Origin of the sequence: Thiolinea disciformis DSM 14473 (genome assembly GCF_000371925.1) — a bacterium.
Classification (GTDB): Bacteria; Pseudomonadota; Gammaproteobacteria; order Thiotrichales; family Thiotrichaceae; genus Thiolinea; species Thiolinea disciformis.
Genome location: NZ_AQVE01000019.1, coordinates 1 through 17530 on the forward strand (window position 1 = coordinate 1; position 17530 = coordinate 17530).

Here is a 17530-nt window from a genome sequence, read left to right on the forward strand (position 1 = left end):
CATACCATCCATGCCGCCCATGCCTGACATTCCGCTCATGCCACCCATTCCGGACATGCCGCTCATACCACCCATGCCTGACATGCCGCTCATACCTGTCTGAGCACTACCAAAGCCTTTACGTGTCCACTGGGTGCATTGAGTTTTACCATCTATAGCCCCATCTGAAGTACATACCCACTGTTTAGTCACATCTTCCATGCCAACAGCGCCTTCAGCCATAGCCATCGGAGAAAGGAGCATCGCGCCCACTGCGACTGCTAAAGCTTTTCTGTTAAATAACTTCATTGAAACTCTCCTTGAATATCCTTGTTAACGACTTAAATTTTATAGATATCTGACTAACACGACTAAACGCTTACTGCGTGTTTTTGGCATGCCAGCCTCGTATATCATAGCGCGATAACATGCCGGGGTGATTAAAAGGTGTAAACCAATTGCCTTGATTTTCTAAAAATCGTAATGAGGCAGGGAAAGGCTGAGAAACACCGGTTAAGGCATAAGGCAACCAATTCTGATCTCTTACTAACTCGGTGATCACAGGGGCATTCGCAGGACGCTCCGAAGGATTAGTACCTGCCACATAAGGGACATCTTGCGCCCAACTGCTACCAGCAACTGTGAGTAAGAGTGTTGTACCTAGCAATAAAGAAATATATGTTTGACCGCGCATGTGGATCATCTCCGTGATCGTTGTCGTTCTAATCGTAAAACCTAAGAGCAGAAACTATGCCAAATAAACACTAAATGAATAAGCTTATGATTAAAAGTGATTTTCTTAGGATAAAGCCTAAAATCACACAGCATTTAGGTGGTTTTTCTGCCAGTTTGGCACACGCATCAATGACAAACTGTCAGACACGACATAGATCAAAACAGTTTGTTGGCGAATCACTTAGTATGATGACATTGCCAGTGTTGGCGTTACGCACTCACAAACTATGACCGCATTATTTGGCCGCAATAATCTAAGTCGTCGATTTTTAATCTTTCTATTTAGTGTATTAGGCTTGGTGTCACTGAGTTTTTTATTTGTTTTTTATTTTTTTTATAGCAAGCAAATCGCTGACGAGCGCACCCAAGCCTCTGAATCAGTTAGTTTATTACTGAAATCGTCCTTAGAACGCTCTATGTTGCGGCGTGACCTCACTGGTCTGCAAGAAATTGTCAGCGATTTAGGCAAACAGCCCGGCATTCGTGATGTATTAATTTTAAACCCTAGTGGCGAAATCCGTTTCGCCTCAGACACTAGCCGCCTTGGCACAACCGACCCCACGATGATTCGTGACTTTTGCCCTAGTTGTAGCGCAGAAAAACCACCCACCGAAGCGTCAACACGCTTTATTGCTCCGGCTAACGGTCATGAGGTACTACGCACGTTTCATCCCGTACACAATAAAGCTGAGTGCATGGCCTGTCATGGTGAAGCTAGTAAACATCCCGTTAACGGCATTTTGGTTGTCGATTACGATGCCGAGCCCATTAAGAGAAAGGGCCAAATTAATATTTTAATGTTGATGGGGGCTGGTTTAATTGCCATGTTGTTTAGTGCGGTTGCAGCATGGTGGTTTATGCAGAGAAATATTCTTAAGCCAGTTGCTGCCCTCGATTCTGCGAGCCAAGCACTTTCACAAGGCGACATGACTGCACGCGCTCCTTTGAATGGGGGCAAAGATGAAATGGCAAATTTAGCTTTCGCCTTCAATCAAATGGCTGAAACCCTACAAAAAAATCACCGTATCCTGAAACACCGCGAACAATTCCTGCAAGGTTTGATTGATGCTATTCCTGATGGTGTTAGAGTCATTAATAACAAATATGAAATTATTGCCGCCAATAATGCTTATGCCGATCAAACTGGGGTCAATTCCCCTCAAGAACTGCGTTATGAACCTTGCTACAAAATTACTTATCAACGGGAAACTCCCTGCCCTCCTTCGCTACGCACCTGCCCCGTTCATGAATTGCACACACAAACTCGCACTTTAAAATTTATGGAGCACTTGCAGCGTGAAGATGGAAGTGTGTTACCCACCGAGGTTTATGCTGCACGCTTACCCACGGCGACTGAAATGAATGGCGATTTTTTAGTGGTTGAAGCCGTGCGCGATCTGCAAAAAGCCGTGCAATACTCACATGAGCAAAAACTAGCCTCACTCGGCGAATTAGCGGCTGGCGTCGCCCATGAAATCCATAATCCATTAGCTTCAGTGCGTATTGCCTTACAGGCTAGCGATCAAATTTTAAGTGATTCGCAAGAAGATACGACTGAGCTAAAAGATTATTTGCGCCTAGTCGATGAAAAGGTTGAGCAATGTTTGGCGGTGACCCATCGCCTTATGAAAATGGGTACCCTCGCCAGTAATTATCCTGAGTTAGTCGAAGTTAATACTGTCATTCGCGAAACATTATCGTTACTACGCTTTGAGCGCGAACAATTAGGCATTACTGAGGTTTTAAATTTGTCCGAGCAGCCCTTACGCATTTTAGCTGCTGATAATGATCTAAGGATGATTATCTTAAACTTAGCACAAAATGCGTTTCATGCCATGCCGCAAGGTGGAGAATTTAAAGTGGCTAGCTTAAAGAAAGGTGACGATATTCAGATTCATATTCAAGATTCGGGCGTAGGTATTCCGGCAGAAAATCTACCTTATATCTTTGATCCGTTTTTTAGCCGCCGCTCGGATGAAAAGAAAGGCTCTGGCTTGGGTTTGACGATAGCGTTAGCATTAACACACCAACATCAAGGTGAATTAACGGTTGCAGCCCATAACCCAGGTAAAACCTTATTTATTCTTAGCTTCCCTGACGCTGACGCACAGCATAAGGACAATATATGACGCACTCTGTTTTGGTAATTGATGATGATACAACACTAAATCGCTTATTAGTGGGACAACTCAGAAAAATGAGTTACTCGGCAGAAAGTGCGCATTCATGGGCTGAGGCACAGCGTCTCTTACAACAATATGATTTTCATTTAATTCTCTTAGACTGTAAATTACCCGATGTAAATGGCACAGATGTTTTACCGCAGCTAGTGAGTGAGTATCCTGTTATTATTATTACTGCGCATGGCAGTGTTAAAGAGGCTGTTACTGCCATGCGTTCTGGTGCGGCCGAATACTTATTAAAACCCACAAATTTAGATGAATTAGAGCTAGTCATTCGTAAAACGCTTGATACACATAATATGAAAAAAGAGATTCTTTATTTAAAAGAACAAGTACAAAAGCGCAAGTCTTTTATGGTCGGTAAAAGCCCTAATTTAAAGGGTGTTGAGGCTATGATTAGTGCCGTTGCGCCTAGTAATATGACAGTCTTAATTCAAGGTGAAAGTGGGGTCGGTAAAGAATTAGTAGCAAGAGAAATTCATGAGCGTAGCCAAGTTGCTAAGCATGGCTATGTCGCGCTGGACTGTTGCACCATGCACGAAAATTTATTTGAGTCTGAACTATTCGGCCATGAAAAGGGGGCCTTCACAGGCGCAGATCGCCAAAAGAAAGGTTTGATTGAAAGTGCAGAAGGTGGGACTTTATTCTTAGATGAAATTGGTGAAATTGGCCCACCAATTCAAGCTAAATTATTACGAGTATTAGAAACGGGGCATTATCGTCGTTTGGGTGGGACACGTGATTTAACTGCAAATGTGCGTATTGTTGCCGCCACCAACCGCAATTTATTAGAAATGTCACGTGAAGGCACTTTCCGTCCCGACTTATTTTATCGCCTTAATGCTTTTACCATTGTCGTTCCACCCTTGCGCGAGCGTAAAGAAGATATTCCCGCTTTAGTCAATCATTTTATAAGCAACCATGATTTTTCACGTCGCGTGAATAAACACTTGAGTGATGAGGCTTTAAAGAAATTAATTAATTATTTCTGGCCGGGTAATATTCGTGAGCTAAAAAACATGGTAGAACGTGCGATTATTTTATCGGGAGAATCTGCGTTAATTTTACCTGAGCATATTACCTTAAGTGATATGACCAGCATACAATTCAATCGACCTCAGCGTGCTATAAAAGGTGTTGAAATGAGCTTTGAGGATACACCGACTCTAGAAGAATTAGAAAAACATTACTTGGGATTATTATTAGAAAAATATGATAGCCACCGCGGCAAAGTCGCTCGCACCCTTGGGATCAGCGAGCGCAATGTGTATCGTTTGATTAAAAAATATGAGTTTGGTTAATGAATTATACCCGAGCGTAAGACCTCATAGCAGGCGCCCATCGTGTGATAATCGGTTTTGCCTGCCGGTGACTTGAACTCATCATATTTTTGATTATCGCGCGTTAAGATTCTAAACCATGCGCCATATTGATGATCAACCATATGTTGCCAACTATATTGCCAAATACGCGCATACCACTCACGGTATTGTTGCTCACCCGTCGCGTGCGCTAATAAAGCAGCGGCGGCGAAACTTTCTGCCTGAACCCAGAAATATTTATCAGCATCACAAATAGAGCCATCGGGCGCAAAGCCATAACAAATGCCGCCATAGTCTTTATCCCATGCTTTTTCTAGGGCAGTGTCAAACAGAAAGCGTGCTTTGTCGATTTGCCAGTCTTCCGGCTGATGACGATGTAAAATTAACAGTAACTTCGCCCATTCAGTTTGATGACCGGGTTGAAATCCCCATGGGCGGAATAAATTTTTCGGATCATTTTTATTATAATTCCAATCTATTTGCCATTGTGGATCATAGTGCTCCCAAATTAACCCATTACCCAAAGCCCCTTGGCGCAAGGTAATATTTTTTGCGAGTGTTGACGCACGCTTTAAATAACGTTCGTCACCTGTTGCCTCGTAAGCCCATAGTAATGCTTCACAAGCGTGCATATTCGCATTTTGCCCACGATAAGGTGCAACGACACTGAAATCGGCATTGGCTTCATCACGATAAAGACCAAATGGTTCGTCCCAAAAATAGCGCTCCATCAAATCCCACGCTTGCGACAGCAACACTTCACCATCCACAATACCAGCACGATAAGCGCATGCACCGGCAAGCATTACAAACGCCAAGCCATAACAATGGTTGGTGGCATCCGTGGTGACGCCATTGTCTAGTAACCACGCGAAACCACCGGTAGTTTCTTGGCGATGCTGGCGCTCAATAAAATCAATGCCATGTTGTACCCAGTTGGCATAGTTCAAATCGGCAAAATAATGAGTCGCCATCGCGTAGTTAAAAACAAAACGCGTACTACTGACTAAATGCCGTGTCGACTGGTTGTACACACTGCCATCATCTCGAAAAAAATGGAAAAATCCACCCGCTTCATCCACTGCATTCGGTTCATAAAACTGGATTGTGGTACGAATATGCTGCTCTAAAAAATCGCGGCTAAAAAAATCAACTTGTGGCACAACCATGATTTTATCCTTTAAATAATAATTGCCTGTTTACAACCCATACGTGCCGATTCTAAGCAGGCCAAGGCCGCTGCCATCGAGCGTAAGCCATCTTCGCCAGTTGCGGCGGGCATTCCTTTCCCTTGAATCGCATCGAGAAAACGCCTTACACCGCCCGCATGCAAATCGGCTGATTCGGTTTCAATCACTTGCTCACCTTGCGCATTACGCAGCAGCACCTCGCCCGTCGATGACTGATGTAAGGCACCTTTGGCAATAATCGAGCCTTCCGTGCCATGGATTTCGATGCCATTACCAGCATAACGCACAGTAAAAGCCGTATGTACTTGTGCCAATAAGCCATTATCAAAACGAAACACCGCCATCGAACCGTCTTCCACATTTTCACCCATGCCAAAATGCTGGGAAAAACTGGTGACTTCAATCGGCTCGGCATTCAATAAAAAGCGCAGCAAATCAACATCATGCACCACAATATCTAATACCACCCCCCCACCAGCTTGAGGCTTATTAATACGCCAGCTTTGTAAGTCTTCACGCAAATAAACCGCATGAAATACCCGTGCTGCAATAGGCTTGCCGACTGCACCCGTTTGAATTAATTCACGAATTTTTCTTAAGGTTCCGGCATTACGCAAATGGTGATTCGTCGCCAATACCACACCGGCTTCTTGGCACACTTGTACCATTTCGCGCCCTTGCGCAAGACTCATCGCCAAGGGTTTTTCGCACAGAATATGCTTGCCCGCGCGCGCTGCTTTCAAGGTTTGCGCATGATGCAATTCATTGGTAGTACTGATGTACACGGCTTGAATCTCAGGATCCGCCAGCAATTCATCTAAACTATTAAATACTTTGGGAATTTGACAGGTTTCGGCATAGGCTTTACCGCGCTCAGGATGACTGGAAAAAACCGATAATACGCGCGCATCGGCTTGCGCTCGAATCGCAGGAATCACGCCGAATTGGGCAATTTGACTAGCACCGATTAGACCGAATTGAATCATGACTTATCCTTAACTGCTGTGGTGGTATCAAGGCTTACTATACAAGTGCAAGCTAAGCCTTACTAGCACTGGCGAAATTGCTTAATAAGCATAACTATAAATCGGCTAAGGCGATCTTTATCTATGTCTTCAATCTTGGCTCTGAACACCAATCTCAGTTTGAATCATTGTTGTGATAGGTCTTAATTAATACTTAAAAGCTTGAAAAAAAGCTCAGGCATGTTACAACAACTAAATTAATGTATTCCTCAACACAAGTTGCTAATTTATGAAAATCAAGCTGGCAAAAAAATCTTTTATACTACTATTCTGTATATTTTTTATTAGCGCTTGCAATAGCAGCGATGATACAACGCCTGAACCTATTCCCCCCACACCAGTTACAAAACCTAATATCATTTTTATTTATACCGATGATCATGGCTATGCTGACTTAAGCACACAAGGGGTAGTCAGCGATATTAAAACTCCTGCGATTGATCAGCTTGCAGCCAGTGGCATTAAAATGACGAATGGCTACTCAACAGCCCCCCAATGCACCCCCTCACGTGCCGCTTTAATGACCGGTCGTTATCAGCAGAAATTTGGTACTGATGACAATGCCTACACACCGATGCCGCAAGATGAGCCAACATTGGCAGAGAAATTAGTGAGTGTTGGTTATAAAACCGGAATGGCTGGGAAATGGCACCTTGAACTCGATGGCAATTCAAAAATTTGGTACCAACAAACTTATGCACCTGGCTCCACGCAGCCCTTTAACCTCGCGAATATTCCTTTATCTGAAAAGATTAAATACTTCCCCGAATCCAAGGGATTTCAAGAATACTTTTATGGCTATTTAAACAATTACCGCGCCAATTTTGACCTTGCTGGCAATAGCTTTGAACCCAAGGCCATTGTCGATAATCGTTTTCGGGTAGATGTAGTGAGTGATGCTGCAGTAGCTTTTATTAATAAGCACAAAACTGATCCGTTTTTCCTTTATGTGTCCTATTACGCCCCTCATACCCCATTGGAAGCTACACAAAAATACCTTTCTATGTTTCCAGAATCCATGCCAGAAAGACGCCGTTATGCCTTGGCGATGTTAGCGGCAATTGATGAGGGTGTGGGAAGAATAGTAAAAACATTGCAAGATAATGCCATCGATGAAAAGACTATTATCTTTTTTATGAGTGATAATGGCGCCCCCTTAGCTATTAAAAAAGAAGACTTACCCATTCTAGCCGTTGATGATGGCAACTGGGATGGCTCATTAAATAACCCTTGGATCGGTGAAAAAGGTATGCTGACAGAGGGCGGTATAAGAGTTCCTTATATAGTGCGCTGGAAAGGTCATTTACCTGCAGGAAAAGTCTATGAACAACCCATCATAACTTTAGATGCGACGAAAACGGCTGCCAGCTTAGCAGGTGCTGATTCAAGCACTATGGATGGAGTCAACATTATTCCCTATTTAAACAACTTTAATACAAAAATAAATCGCTCTTTATTTTGGCGCTTCTGGAATCAATCTGCCGTTCGCAAAGATAATTGGAAATATATCAAAGCAGGTAGCACAAACGAGTATTTATTTGATTTATCTACCGATATAGAAAAAACAAATCTGATCTCACAACGTCCAGAAATTGCTAATGAAATGAAAAGTGAACTTGAGGGGTGGGCAGCTAGTTTAAAAAGACCGGGTGTTCCTAATCAGCCTTTAAATAGTATTGAAAAAGAATGGTACAACTACTATCTACCAACTAATTAACGATTTTTTAATTGAAAAGGCACTTATTTAAGTGCCTTTTCAGGAACTACCGTCGCTTAAATTAGCAAGCCTATCTCATCGGTCCATAACAGGGTGGATAGGGATTAACGCGGCAAGGATGACTAGGCATGGGTCTTGGCCTTACCGGAGGATGATTATAAATAGGTGGCCGAGGTCTTGGCGTGGGTCTTACAGGAGGGTGGCGAGGTGGCCAAGGTCGCGGTGTTGGTCTAACCACGGGGGGCTTATTACCATGAGGCCAAGGCTTAGGCGGCGCGACAATAGCCTCAGCGGTATTCAAGGGTGCAATTACTGCGAAACTGGTTAGAATCAAAGCGGCTATAGCGCTTTTGTAAGTATGATACATACCATTTTCCTCATCTTTAGTGACCGCCTAAATAGGCGTCTCTTACCTCGGGATTAGCTAACAACTCTGCTCCCGTTCCTGATAAACGAATCTCTCCATTCACTAACACATAACCTCGATCAGCCAAACGCAAGGCATGATTCGCATTCTGCTCCACTAAGAAAATCGTTACACCTTGTGCTGCAATATCTTTAAGAGAATTCAAGATTTGCTTAACGATGAGGGGAGCAAGCCCCAAACTAGGCTCATCTAACAGCAATAACTTTGGACGACTCATCAAAGCACGTGCAATTGCCAGCATCTGCTGTTCACCGCCTGAGAGGGTTCCCGCACGTTGGTTACGGCGCTCTTGGAGACGGGGAAACATGGCAAACATTTTCGCCCGATCCTCCTCCATATGCGCTTCACCAATCGGCATCATTCCCATCAACAAGTTTTCTTCCACGCTCATACTCGGAAAAATACGCCGACCTTCCGGCGCTTGGGCAATGCCTAAACGTCCGACTTCATGCATGGGAATATGGGTAATATCCTTGCCTTGGAACTTAATCGTACCTTTGGCAGCACGTGGTGAACCAAAAATAGTCATTAGCAAAGTCGACTTACCCGCACCGTTGGCGCCAATCAACGTCACGATTTGACCTTCGGTAACATTCATACTGACATTACGCAAGGCCTGAATCGGTCCATAAAAAGCGTCAACATTTTGAATTTCTAGCATGTATTCGCTCATGACACCACCTCTTCTGCTTCTGTGCCGAGATAGGCCGCTAATACCTTAGGATTGGTTTCAATTTCTTTTGGCGATCCACAAGCAATCACCTGTCCATAATCCAACACCACAATATGTTCTGAAATGGACATAACCAAACCCATGTCGTGCTCAATCAACAACACAGTCACCTTATGCTCATCACGCAATTTGCGAATTAATTTACTCAAATCCTCCGTTTCACGCGGATTTAAACCCGCTGCTGGCTCATCTAAGCAAATTAATTTCGGCTCAGTACACATAGCACGCGCAATTTCTAAGCGGCGCTGATTACCATAAGGCAACTCACCGGCTAAACGATTCGCATCCTCCGTCAAATTCATTACATCTAACCAATGATAAGCCGTTTCTAACGCCTTGCGTTCCGAGGCACGATAGCCTTTTGTCCGCAACGTGCCACGAATCAAATTACGGTCGAGGTGAATATGCTGGGCAACCAACAAATTTTCGACCACTGTTAACTCGCGAAATAAGCGAATATTTTGGAAGGTACGTGCCACCCCTGCCAAGGCCACGCGATGCGAACCACCGAAAGCTTTGTAATACAGACGCTCACCAAACGCCTTGGGATTTACATAATCACTCCACTGAAAACGCTCACCCAAAACCTTACGTAAGTCCGTTTGTTTACCGCCCGCATTTAAGCTGAGCTTGCCTTCAGTGGCTTTGTAAAATCCTGTCACGCAATTGAAAACGGTCGTTTTACCAGCGCCATTGGGGCCAATCAGCGCAGTAATAGAATGTGGCTGGACGGTAAAGCTCACATTATTCAAGGCAATGATCCCACCAAAACGCATGGTAAGACCATCAACATTCAATAAAGCTGGAGTGCTTTCTCCTACAACACCGTTTGTAGCTAAGGTTTCGGCATTCATTTGCTGTCTCCTCGGCTAAAATAGGGTCGACGAATCCGAATTAGTCCTCGTGGCTTCCACAACATCATCCCAACCATCAAAATACCAAAGATTAAGATGCGGTATTCGGCAAAGGTTCGTAAGGTTTCTGGCAAAATGGTCAGCACTAAAGCAGCTAACACCACCCCGACCACAGAACCCATACCGCCCAAAACTACTATGGCCAGAATCAACGCTGATTCAAAGAAAGTGAAGGAAGTTGGGTTCACGAAACCTTGTTGTGCTGCGAAGAACACACCCGCTACCCCGCCAGTCATAGCGCCCATCATGAAAGCGCTGAGTTTCACCATGACGTGATTCAAGCCTAGGGAGCGACAGGCAATTTCATCTTCGCGTAAGGCTTCCCACGCTCTACCCATAGGCATAGAACGTAAACGACTAAAGAAAAAAATCATCAAGGAAACCACTAAGAACAAGACAATATAAAGGAAAATATACTCAGCGGCAGGATTGTAAGTGACACCAAAGAACTCGTGATAAGGTACGCCGCCTTCTTTGGCCGTGCGACTAAATTCTATCCCTAAGAATGTGGGGTTCGGTGCAGGTGCGCCATTTGGACCACCCGTCACTTCCATCCAGTTATTTAAGATTAAGCGAATAATTTCACCGAAGCCCAATGTAACAATTGCCAGATAATCGCCATGCATCCGTAATACGGGGAAGCCTAAAATGCCGCCTGCCATTGCCGCTAAAATAGCCGCTAAAGGGATAGCTGTCCAAAAACCGATGCCATATTGCGAGCCCAAGGCAAAGGTATAAGCACCCACTGCATAGAACGCCACAAAACCCAAATCTAGCAAACCAGCCAATCCCACCACAATATTCAAGCCCAAGCCTAATAGCACATAAATCATGGCGAGGGTGGCAACGGACAGCCAATATTTATCGAGGAAAAAGGGTAAAATTAAGCAAGCTATAAATAAAACTGGCAGAATAAATTTCAGGTATTTCAAGCCATCCGATTGCCCAACATAGACGCCTGGTTTAGCTTTGCTTGCGGCAAATTTAGCAATGAGGTTTTTGCCAAAGCTAGTTCCTGCCAAAAACTGATAAATAAAGCGCCCTGCAAATACAATGGCCGCCATAATCGCAGGCCGCTCAAGATGGGAATTAAATCCATAGCCATCTAGCACCATACCCGAAATTGGCGCAAAAACCAGAAAGGCAATTAAGCCAACAAATAAAGAATCTTTAAGCGCCGCAAGTATCGGCGGATCATTAGGATTAGTAAATAGCATTAGACTTTCTCCACTAAAGGCTTACCTAATAAACCACTTGGGCGGAAAATTAATACTAGCACCAATAAAGAAAATGCGAAGACATCTTTGTAATCGGTATTCACAAAGCCTGAGAATAACGATTCCGACATCCCTAAAATAATGCCACCCAGCATCGCACCGGGTAAAGAACCAATGCCGCCTAACACGGCTGCGGTAAACGCTTTAACCCCAGTGATAAAGCCAACGGAGAAGTCAAAGGAGCCATAGTTCATGGTGACTAAGACCCCTGCGATACCGGCCATCGCTGCCCCAATAATAAAAACCGTGGAAATAATGCGGTCGGTGTTAATACCCAAAATCGCGGACATTTTTGCATCCTGTTGCACAGCACGACATTGGCGCCCTAAGGAGGTTTTTTGAATAATGTAGGTCAATACCGCCATGCTGATGAAGGACACAATAATCAGCAATACTTGAATATAAGTAATCTGTATAAACTCTGTTTCTGTTCCAAAACGGAATGCCCCCGGTAAAATCGTGGGAACCGCTTGGGTTTTTGCACCTTGGCTCACTTGCACATAGTTTTGCAAAACCAAAGAAACGCCAATAGCCGAGATAAGCGGGGCTAAACGTGGGGAATTACGCAACGGCTTATACGCGATGCGCTCTATACTCCAACCATAGAGAGCAATAAAAAATACGGTGACAATTAAAGTAATGACGATTAAGAAAAAGGGAGAAACCATTCCGAAATACGATAAAATGGCTAAGCAGATAGCAGTAAGATAAGCAGAGACCATATAAACATCGCCATGAGCGAAGTTAATCATGCCAATAATGCCGTAAACCATGGTATAGCCGACTGCGATGAGGCCGTAAATTGAGCCAAGCGCAAGGCCATTAACGAGTTGTTGTCCTAGGATATGGAAGTCCATTGTAAACCACCTAGCTATGTTAAGAAGTAAGGGGGTACTGCGGCGAGACCTGCCATGCTAAACATGACAGGCCATAGAGACTGGGCTTACCAAGGAAGAGTATTACTCTTCCATTTTGTACTTGCCGTCTTTATCCCATTGATAGATAACATAGTCGGACACTTTCAGGTCACCCTTGTCATCCCATTCCTTCTTACCCATAACCGTGCTGGCACCATTCTTCTTCAACCAATCGGCTAATTTATCGCCATCGGTTGTTTTTGCAGCTTTCATCGCTTCAGCAATCGCTTGCATAGAAGCATAAGAATACAGGGTATAGCCTTCTGGCTTATACCCCGCCTTATTGAACTCCTCAACAACCGCCTTACTCTCGGCGATAGTCATAGGGTCACGACCGAAAGTATGACGCACACCTACGGTGAATTGTGGTCCACCCGCTGCTGTTACCATCTGATCCGATACGATGCCATCGCCTGATACGAACACCGCTTTAGACCCTTGTTCACGTAATTGACGTAAAAGTGTACCGGCTTCGCTATACAAACCCCCGAAATAAACCACATCCGCTTCGGCTGCTTTAATCTTGGTTACCAATGCATTGAAGTCTTTCTCGCCACGCGTCAAACCTTCATACAGCACCTCTTTAACGCCTGCTTTATTTAAAGCATCCTTCGCCGCATCCGCTAAGCCTTGACCATAAGTATCTTTATCGTGAATGACGGCAACCTTCTTCGCTTTCAGCTTATTAATCATATACTCAGCCGCAACGATACCTTGCTGATCATCACGACCACAGGTACGCATCACGCTTTTCATATCACGCTCAGTAACTTTCGGGTTGGTAGAAGCGGGAGTGATAGAAAGGATATTCGCTTCAGCATAGACCTCTGTGGCAGGAATCGTAGATGAGGAGCAGAAATGACCGATAACCGCTGAAACCTTATCGCTATCCACCAAACGGTTAGCCACCGCTACGGCTTGCTTTGGCTCACAAGCATCATCACCTTTTACAACTTCAATCTTCTTACCATCAATACCACCTGCATCGTTAATTGCTTTGGCTGCTGCTTCAGCACCCTTCAGCATTTGCTCACCAAATGCAGCATTCGAGCCAGTCAGTGGCCCTGCTAGACCGATTTTGATTACATCATCGGCTGCATTAGCGAATGTACCGGCTAAAATGCCCGTTACCAGTACCGCTAAAGGAGCAATCTTCTTCAATTTGTTCACGATCATGACAACATCCTCGTATCATAAAAGATTAGGTAAAAGGCAACAGATTATCGCCTTAGTACAATCTAACCAGATTATGCGTGCGGATAGCAATCCTAACTTGTTATATTTTTGCAACAAAGTATCGGTGAACCAGTTTGGTGCCGTAACACAGCTAAAAAACATAACTAAATTATTGTTTTAGTGCGGATTTCGTGCTTCAAATACCAACAGAGCAAGATTCAAGCTCACATCATGCTTCAGGTAAGTTTTTTAGTCACTACGATAAAAGTTTAGCTGATAACGCCAGAAATCAAATGAGGCTAACTACTTGAAACAGAGGCATGTTTTTTTACACGCTTGAGCTAGACAGGCATTGGATGGGAGGATAATAGCTAAGAACAGAAGCAAAACTACATTATTCGTCGGCTGTCCACCATTCCAACTTAGTTTCGATATCCGCAATCAAGGCGGATAGTTTTTCACGCTTACTTGGATCATCGACTTTTGCCAAGCGCTTTTTGGCCTCGGCAAAATCCGCCACTAAAGCATAGACCGAAATAATCTGCGCCATTTTTGTCGCATTGATACCCGACCCTGAATCAGATAATAGCTGCTCAGCTTCGTTTAATAATTTTCGAGTGGTTTCGGCATTGCCTAATAAAGCTTGTTCATTGGCAAACTGCACTAATAAATCGCCTTGAGCACTACCTTTGGGCAATGTATGAATACGTTCCATCGCTTGCTTTAACATCGCGGCTGCACGATCGTTTTCGCCCATGAGCAAGAAGCCTTTGCTGATTGCCCCCATAATCAACACTTGCTGGGTGGTATCCACGGTATCCGTCAAAGTAGTTTGCATTTCTGCTAGGACTTCTTGGGCTGTTTGTGACTGACCACGCTGAATATTTGAAATGGCCGCATCCAACAAAAGTAGTGAATGGGGATAGGGTTCTTTAACCGAAGCAATAATAGTTTCCGCCAAACGCCGTTCTCCCATTTTCAACAAACGACGTACGCGCTGCCGATCTTTGCCAAAAGGTGTAGTCGAGGTACTTACATAGGCATGGAGTGACTTGGTCTCTTCCAAAGCAGCAAACGCTCTCAGCAAAGTCTCACTGGGTGCATACATTTTGTTAGAGGCTAATGTGGGTCCTTTGGGTGGAGGCTCAATATTATTCGTGGTAGTAGCACTAGCGACTGTTGTAGTGTTTTTTTCCGTAGTGACGGGCTTAGGCGTTACTGTAGCCACTGGCGTACTTGCCGTGCCTGAAGGACCAGCCACGCCTTGTGACTTATTCGCTGTTTCAACGACAGGCAAAGTAATGGAAGCACCTTGCATTTGTGTCACATAATACCCTCCCCCCAACGCGACGCTTGCTGCTGCACCTAAGATAATCTTTTTCAGACTCAGAGAGCGCTTAGGTAATAGACCTGTTTGACGAATAGCCTCCGCCAACAAACCTTCCTCATCGTTGAGAGAAGGATTTGGAGCGCCTGCATCACGTGTTGTTTTAGACTTTTCGGCTTCATAACGCTGACGCTCACGATGAATGACTTCTTGTAAGCGCAACTTACGGTTATAACGCTCCCCCACGATACCACAAGCATCGCAAGTATCGCGTCCATTCTCCGTTTCATTTTTGGCTTGTTGATGATTACAGGCTGGACAAATATAAACTGTAGCTAGGGGAGCGGGCTTGAGCGTAACACTAGGGCGAATCTCACTTTTTACGGCCAATGTAGCCAAACGTTGCTGTAAGGCACTAACCTCTTTAATCCCTGTGCGCTCGCAAATCACAAGCTTTTTATTATTAAAAATCAGCGCTTCTGCCAACTTCAATTCCAAGTCAGGACTTTGTTCATTAAGTAGATTAAGAATCCCACGCACTAATGAAACATCAGCGTTGTGGGATTCGTGTCCCGTAATAACAAGATCAAACAATTGTTGTTCTGGCATGGCCCGTGATATGCATTCGTTTTTATTATAAATAAGCAATGGTAAAAATAAGCTTATAACTTAAGTAGCAGACTGTAAATTTTTCTTAGATAAGCGCAAATAAAACAAACAAAAACTACGCACAAGTATTTTTCTGGAACGTCTCATCATGCCAGTTTACCTCGTTTTGCCCTGGGCAAGTGGATTCTCCAAATCGTTGATGACAGCGCTTAATTTTTCACGTTGTGCCAAATTTTCCAAAGCAGAAAGCTGCTTTTTCACGACCTCAAGATCACCAATCAACATATAAGTTGCAATAAAATAAGCAAAATGTGTCGCTTTGTGACTTAGTAAGGGCTCAGCTATTTTTAAAATCTGGCGCGTTGTCTTAGCATTGCCTAATAGTGCCTGCGCTTGGGCTAATTGCACCAATAAATCAGCCTGCACAGAACGCTTAGGCAAAGAACGAATTTTTTCAATAGCACTGGCTAAACTGGCAGCAGCTTTGGCATGTTGATTCGTGAGCTGTTGCGCATGACTCAGAACGCCCAACACTAAGACTTGCTGATCGATATTGCGCGTTTTGCTCAATAAATTTTGAATAAGATCAAGCTTTTGCAGCGCTGCTGACTCAGCATGATTTTGTAACTCCCATTGCGCAATATCGAGTAGTAATACACTGGCGTGATAAGGATCCAAAGCCTCTTCCACCACCAACGCAGCCAAATCACTCTCGCCAAGTTTTAATAATTGTGCAACCCGCTCACGTTGTTTAACCAAAGAAAGGTCGGTGTGCTTAGTGCCTAATAACTGATTATTTTTCAGAATTTTCACTAACTCTATAGACGGAGTAGCCTCCCCAAGTGCAGGCTGAGGCTGAGCCAAAGAATCGCCTTTCGCAGCCAAATTGCCTTGAGCCTTAGCTTTAACATTAGCCTCTGAAACTGCTGTACCTTGAGAGGCCTCATTCGCTTCTACATTAGTATTAGTGACAGCTGTGTGACGCTCTTCCTCCGTTTCCTTGAGAGTTGATGGCGTCTTAAGGGGACTGTGTTCACCCGCTTGCATTAAAGCAGCGACGGCTTCAGGGGAAACATTACCACCTTGAATAGTCACCAAGCTTTGTTTACCTTCAGGGCCAACTACACCGGCAGGATTTATGGAGGCTTGATCGACCAGCGGCTTTAGCGACTCAACGTTTGCAGCACTAGCTTCCGTATCTGGTTTATTTTTTAGAGAGTAAAACACGCCAAAACTTGCCACAAAAACCAAGCCAGCGATGGCTCCAGCAATGATCTTTAGCATTTTATTGGAGCGTGGTAATAAGCCTAAACGTCGACGCGCTTCCTCACGTAAACGATTTTCCTCATCCAACTTAGCCTGAGCCAAAGCATCTAGGATACTTTTCGACTTTTCATTTTCATAACGTTGACGCTCAGAGATCATCACCTCTTGCATACGCAACTTTTGATTGTAGCGCTCTCCCACAATGCCACAAGCCTCGCACACATCGTAGCGCCCATAGCCTTCTTCTTGCTTTGTTTGTTGATGACCACAAGCAGGACAGGTATATATTGCTGCTTCAATAGGTTTAGCCATCACCTGCAAGGTGGGACGAATGTCACTGTGCACCGCAAGACTATTTAAACGTTGGCGCAGTGCATTGGCTTCCTTAATATTGATACGCTCACGAATCGCTACCATGTTATTACTGAACAACAAAGCTTCCGACAACTTGTATTCCAGCTGTGGACTATGGTCATTGAGCAGGTCAAGCAGATCGCTTACTAAGGCTTCATCTGTTTTATGAGAATCGTGCCCCGTGATAACGAGATCAAATAATTGTTCAGACATAATGCTTCGCTGTATTCGGTTTTTATTGTAATTAGCCGGAGAGCCATTCAGCCAGCTTATAATTCAAGCCCTAAGGTGTAAACCATTCTTAGATAAGCGCAAATCGCCGAGCTTTGTTTTATTGATCAAAGGCTAGCTACCGCCGCTAAACCACTCCGTTGCACAC

The 17530-nt window shown here is 44.3% G+C and carries 14 protein-coding genes; 3 read left to right on the top strand and 11 right to left on the bottom strand.

Annotation, left to right across the window (positions count from 1 at the left end; translation table 11 throughout):
- The coding region (locus tag A3IE_RS20745) for a hypothetical protein (protein WP_211206831.1) at positions 1-288 on the bottom strand (288 nt) is incomplete at its 3' end.
- 70 nt (positions 289-358) lie between these two features.
- Positions 359-673: a hypothetical protein gene (locus A3IE_RS0113640; protein ID WP_020396178.1), complete on the bottom strand. Its 315-nt coding sequence runs from the start codon at positions 671-673 to the stop codon at positions 359-361.
- A 268-nt stretch (positions 674-941) separates the two neighbouring features.
- Here A3IE_RS0113640 and A3IE_RS0113645 point away from each other — a divergent pair, with 268 nt between their 5' ends.
- Entirely contained in the window at positions 942-2843 is a 1902-nt protein-coding gene (locus A3IE_RS0113645) for a sensor histidine kinase (protein WP_020396179.1), read from the top strand.
- A complete protein-coding gene (locus tag A3IE_RS0113650) occupies positions 2840-4198 on the top strand; it encodes a sigma-54-dependent transcriptional regulator (RefSeq protein ID WP_020396180.1) in 1359 nt (452 codons plus the stop codon). The genes A3IE_RS0113645 and A3IE_RS0113650 overlap by 4 nt, the downstream gene beginning before the upstream one ends.
- On the opposite strand, the gene A3IE_RS0113655 is transcribed toward A3IE_RS0113650, so the two are convergent.
- A complete protein-coding gene (locus A3IE_RS0113655; protein ID WP_020396181.1) occupies positions 4195-5388 on the bottom strand; it encodes an AGE family epimerase/isomerase in 1194 nt (397 codons plus the stop codon). The genes A3IE_RS0113650 and A3IE_RS0113655 overlap by 4 nt on opposite strands.
- A gap of 11 nt (positions 5389-5399) precedes the next feature.
- A complete protein-coding gene (locus A3IE_RS0113660; RefSeq protein WP_020396182.1) occupies positions 5400-6395 on the bottom strand; it encodes a Gfo/Idh/MocA family protein in 996 nt (331 codons plus the stop codon).
- A gap of 268 nt (positions 6396-6663) precedes the next feature.
- Here A3IE_RS0113660 and A3IE_RS0113665 point away from each other — a divergent pair, with 268 nt between their 5' ends.
- Entirely contained in the window at positions 6664-8151 is a 1488-nt protein-coding gene (locus tag A3IE_RS0113665) for a sulfatase family protein (protein ID WP_020396183.1), read from the top strand.
- Positions 8152-8534: 383 nt separating this feature from the next.
- Here A3IE_RS0113665 and A3IE_RS0113670 read toward each other — a convergent pair whose 3' ends face one another.
- The 7 genes from A3IE_RS0113670 to A3IE_RS0113705 all read right to left on the bottom strand — a co-directional run bounded on the left by A3IE_RS0113670 (position 8535) and on the right by A3IE_RS0113705 (position 17364).
- Positions 8535-9251 (bottom strand): ABC transporter ATP-binding protein, encoded by a 717-nt coding sequence (locus A3IE_RS0113670; RefSeq protein ID WP_020396184.1) that lies wholly within the window; start codon positions 9249-9251, stop codon positions 8535-8537.
- The gene (locus A3IE_RS0113675) at positions 9248-10165 is read right to left on the bottom strand and encodes an ABC transporter ATP-binding protein (RefSeq protein ID WP_020396185.1); all 918 of its coding nucleotides are present in this window, start codon (positions 10163-10165) and stop codon (positions 9248-9250) included. The genes A3IE_RS0113670 and A3IE_RS0113675 overlap by 4 nt, the downstream gene beginning before the upstream one ends.
- On the bottom strand, positions 10162-11442 hold the full coding sequence (gene livM / locus A3IE_RS0113680; RefSeq protein WP_020396186.1) for a high-affinity branched-chain amino acid ABC transporter permease LivM: 1281 nt from the start codon (positions 11440-11442) through the stop codon (positions 10162-10164). The genes A3IE_RS0113675 and livM overlap by 4 nt, the downstream gene beginning before the upstream one ends.
- Positions 11442-12359 carry an ABC transporter permease subunit gene (locus A3IE_RS0113685; RefSeq protein WP_020396187.1) on the bottom strand — a complete coding sequence of 306 codons (918 nt, stop codon included), beginning with the start codon at positions 12357-12359 and terminating at the stop codon, positions 11442-11444. The genes livM and A3IE_RS0113685 overlap by 1 nt, the downstream gene beginning before the upstream one ends.
- Before the next feature lie 102 nt (positions 12360-12461).
- Positions 12462-13595: a branched-chain amino acid ABC transporter substrate-binding protein gene (locus A3IE_RS0113690; protein WP_020396188.1), complete on the bottom strand. Its 1134-nt coding sequence runs from the start codon at positions 13593-13595 to the stop codon at positions 12462-12464.
- Between the two features lie 394 nt (positions 13596-13989).
- Entirely contained in the window at positions 13990-15531 is a 1542-nt protein-coding gene (locus A3IE_RS0113700) for a hypothetical protein (RefSeq protein WP_020396190.1), read from the bottom strand.
- 156 nt (positions 15532-15687) lie between these two features.
- On the bottom strand, positions 15688-17364 hold the full coding sequence (locus A3IE_RS0113705) for a hypothetical protein (RefSeq protein ID WP_020396191.1): 1677 nt from the start codon (positions 17362-17364) through the stop codon (positions 15688-15690).
- Positions 17365-17530 lie beyond the last annotated feature (166 nt).

Excerpts from the sequence above, each read along its gene's own strand:
- A3IE_RS0113675 (WP_020396185.1), bottom strand. The coding sequence starts at position 10,165 with ATGAATGCCGAAACCTTAGCTACAAACGGTGTTGTAGGAGAAAGCACT.
- A3IE_RS0113645 (WP_020396179.1), top strand. The coding sequence starts at position 942 with ATGACCGCATTATTTGGCCGCAATAATCTAAGTCGTCGATTTTTAATC.
- A3IE_RS0113640 (WP_020396178.1), bottom strand. The coding sequence starts at position 673 with ATGCGCGGTCAAACATATATTTCTTTATTGCTAGGTACAACACTCTTA.
- A3IE_RS0113665 (WP_020396183.1), top strand. The coding sequence starts at position 6,664 with ATGAAAATCAAGCTGGCAAAAAAATCTTTTATACTACTATTCTGTATA.
- A3IE_RS0113655 (WP_020396181.1), bottom strand. The coding sequence starts at position 5,388 with ATGGTTGTGCCACAAGTTGATTTTTTTAGCCGCGATTTTTTAGAGCAG.
- livM (WP_020396186.1), bottom strand. The coding sequence starts at position 11,442 with ATGCTATTTACTAATCCTAATGATCCGCCGATACTTGCGGCGCTTAAA.
- A3IE_RS0113660 (WP_020396182.1), bottom strand. The coding sequence starts at position 6,395 with ATGATTCAATTCGGTCTAATCGGTGCTAGTCAAATTGCCCAATTCGGC.
- A3IE_RS0113685 (WP_020396187.1), bottom strand. The coding sequence starts at position 12,359 with ATGGACTTCCATATCCTAGGACAACAACTCGTTAATGGCCTTGCGCTT.
- A3IE_RS0113705 (WP_020396191.1), bottom strand. The coding sequence starts at position 17,364 with ATGTCTGAACAATTATTTGATCTCGTTATCACGGGGCACGATTCTCAT.
- A3IE_RS0113650 (WP_020396180.1), top strand. The coding sequence starts at position 2,840 with ATGACGCACTCTGTTTTGGTAATTGATGATGATACAACACTAAATCGC.
- A3IE_RS0113670 (WP_020396184.1), bottom strand. The coding sequence starts at position 9,251 with ATGAGCGAATACATGCTAGAAATTCAAAATGTTGACGCTTTTTATGGA.
- A3IE_RS0113690 (WP_020396188.1), bottom strand. The coding sequence starts at position 13,595 with ATGATCGTGAACAAATTGAAGAAGATTGCTCCTTTAGCGGTACTGGTA.
- A3IE_RS0113700 (WP_020396190.1), bottom strand. The coding sequence starts at position 15,531 with ATGCCAGAACAACAATTGTTTGATCTTGTTATTACGGGACACGAATCC.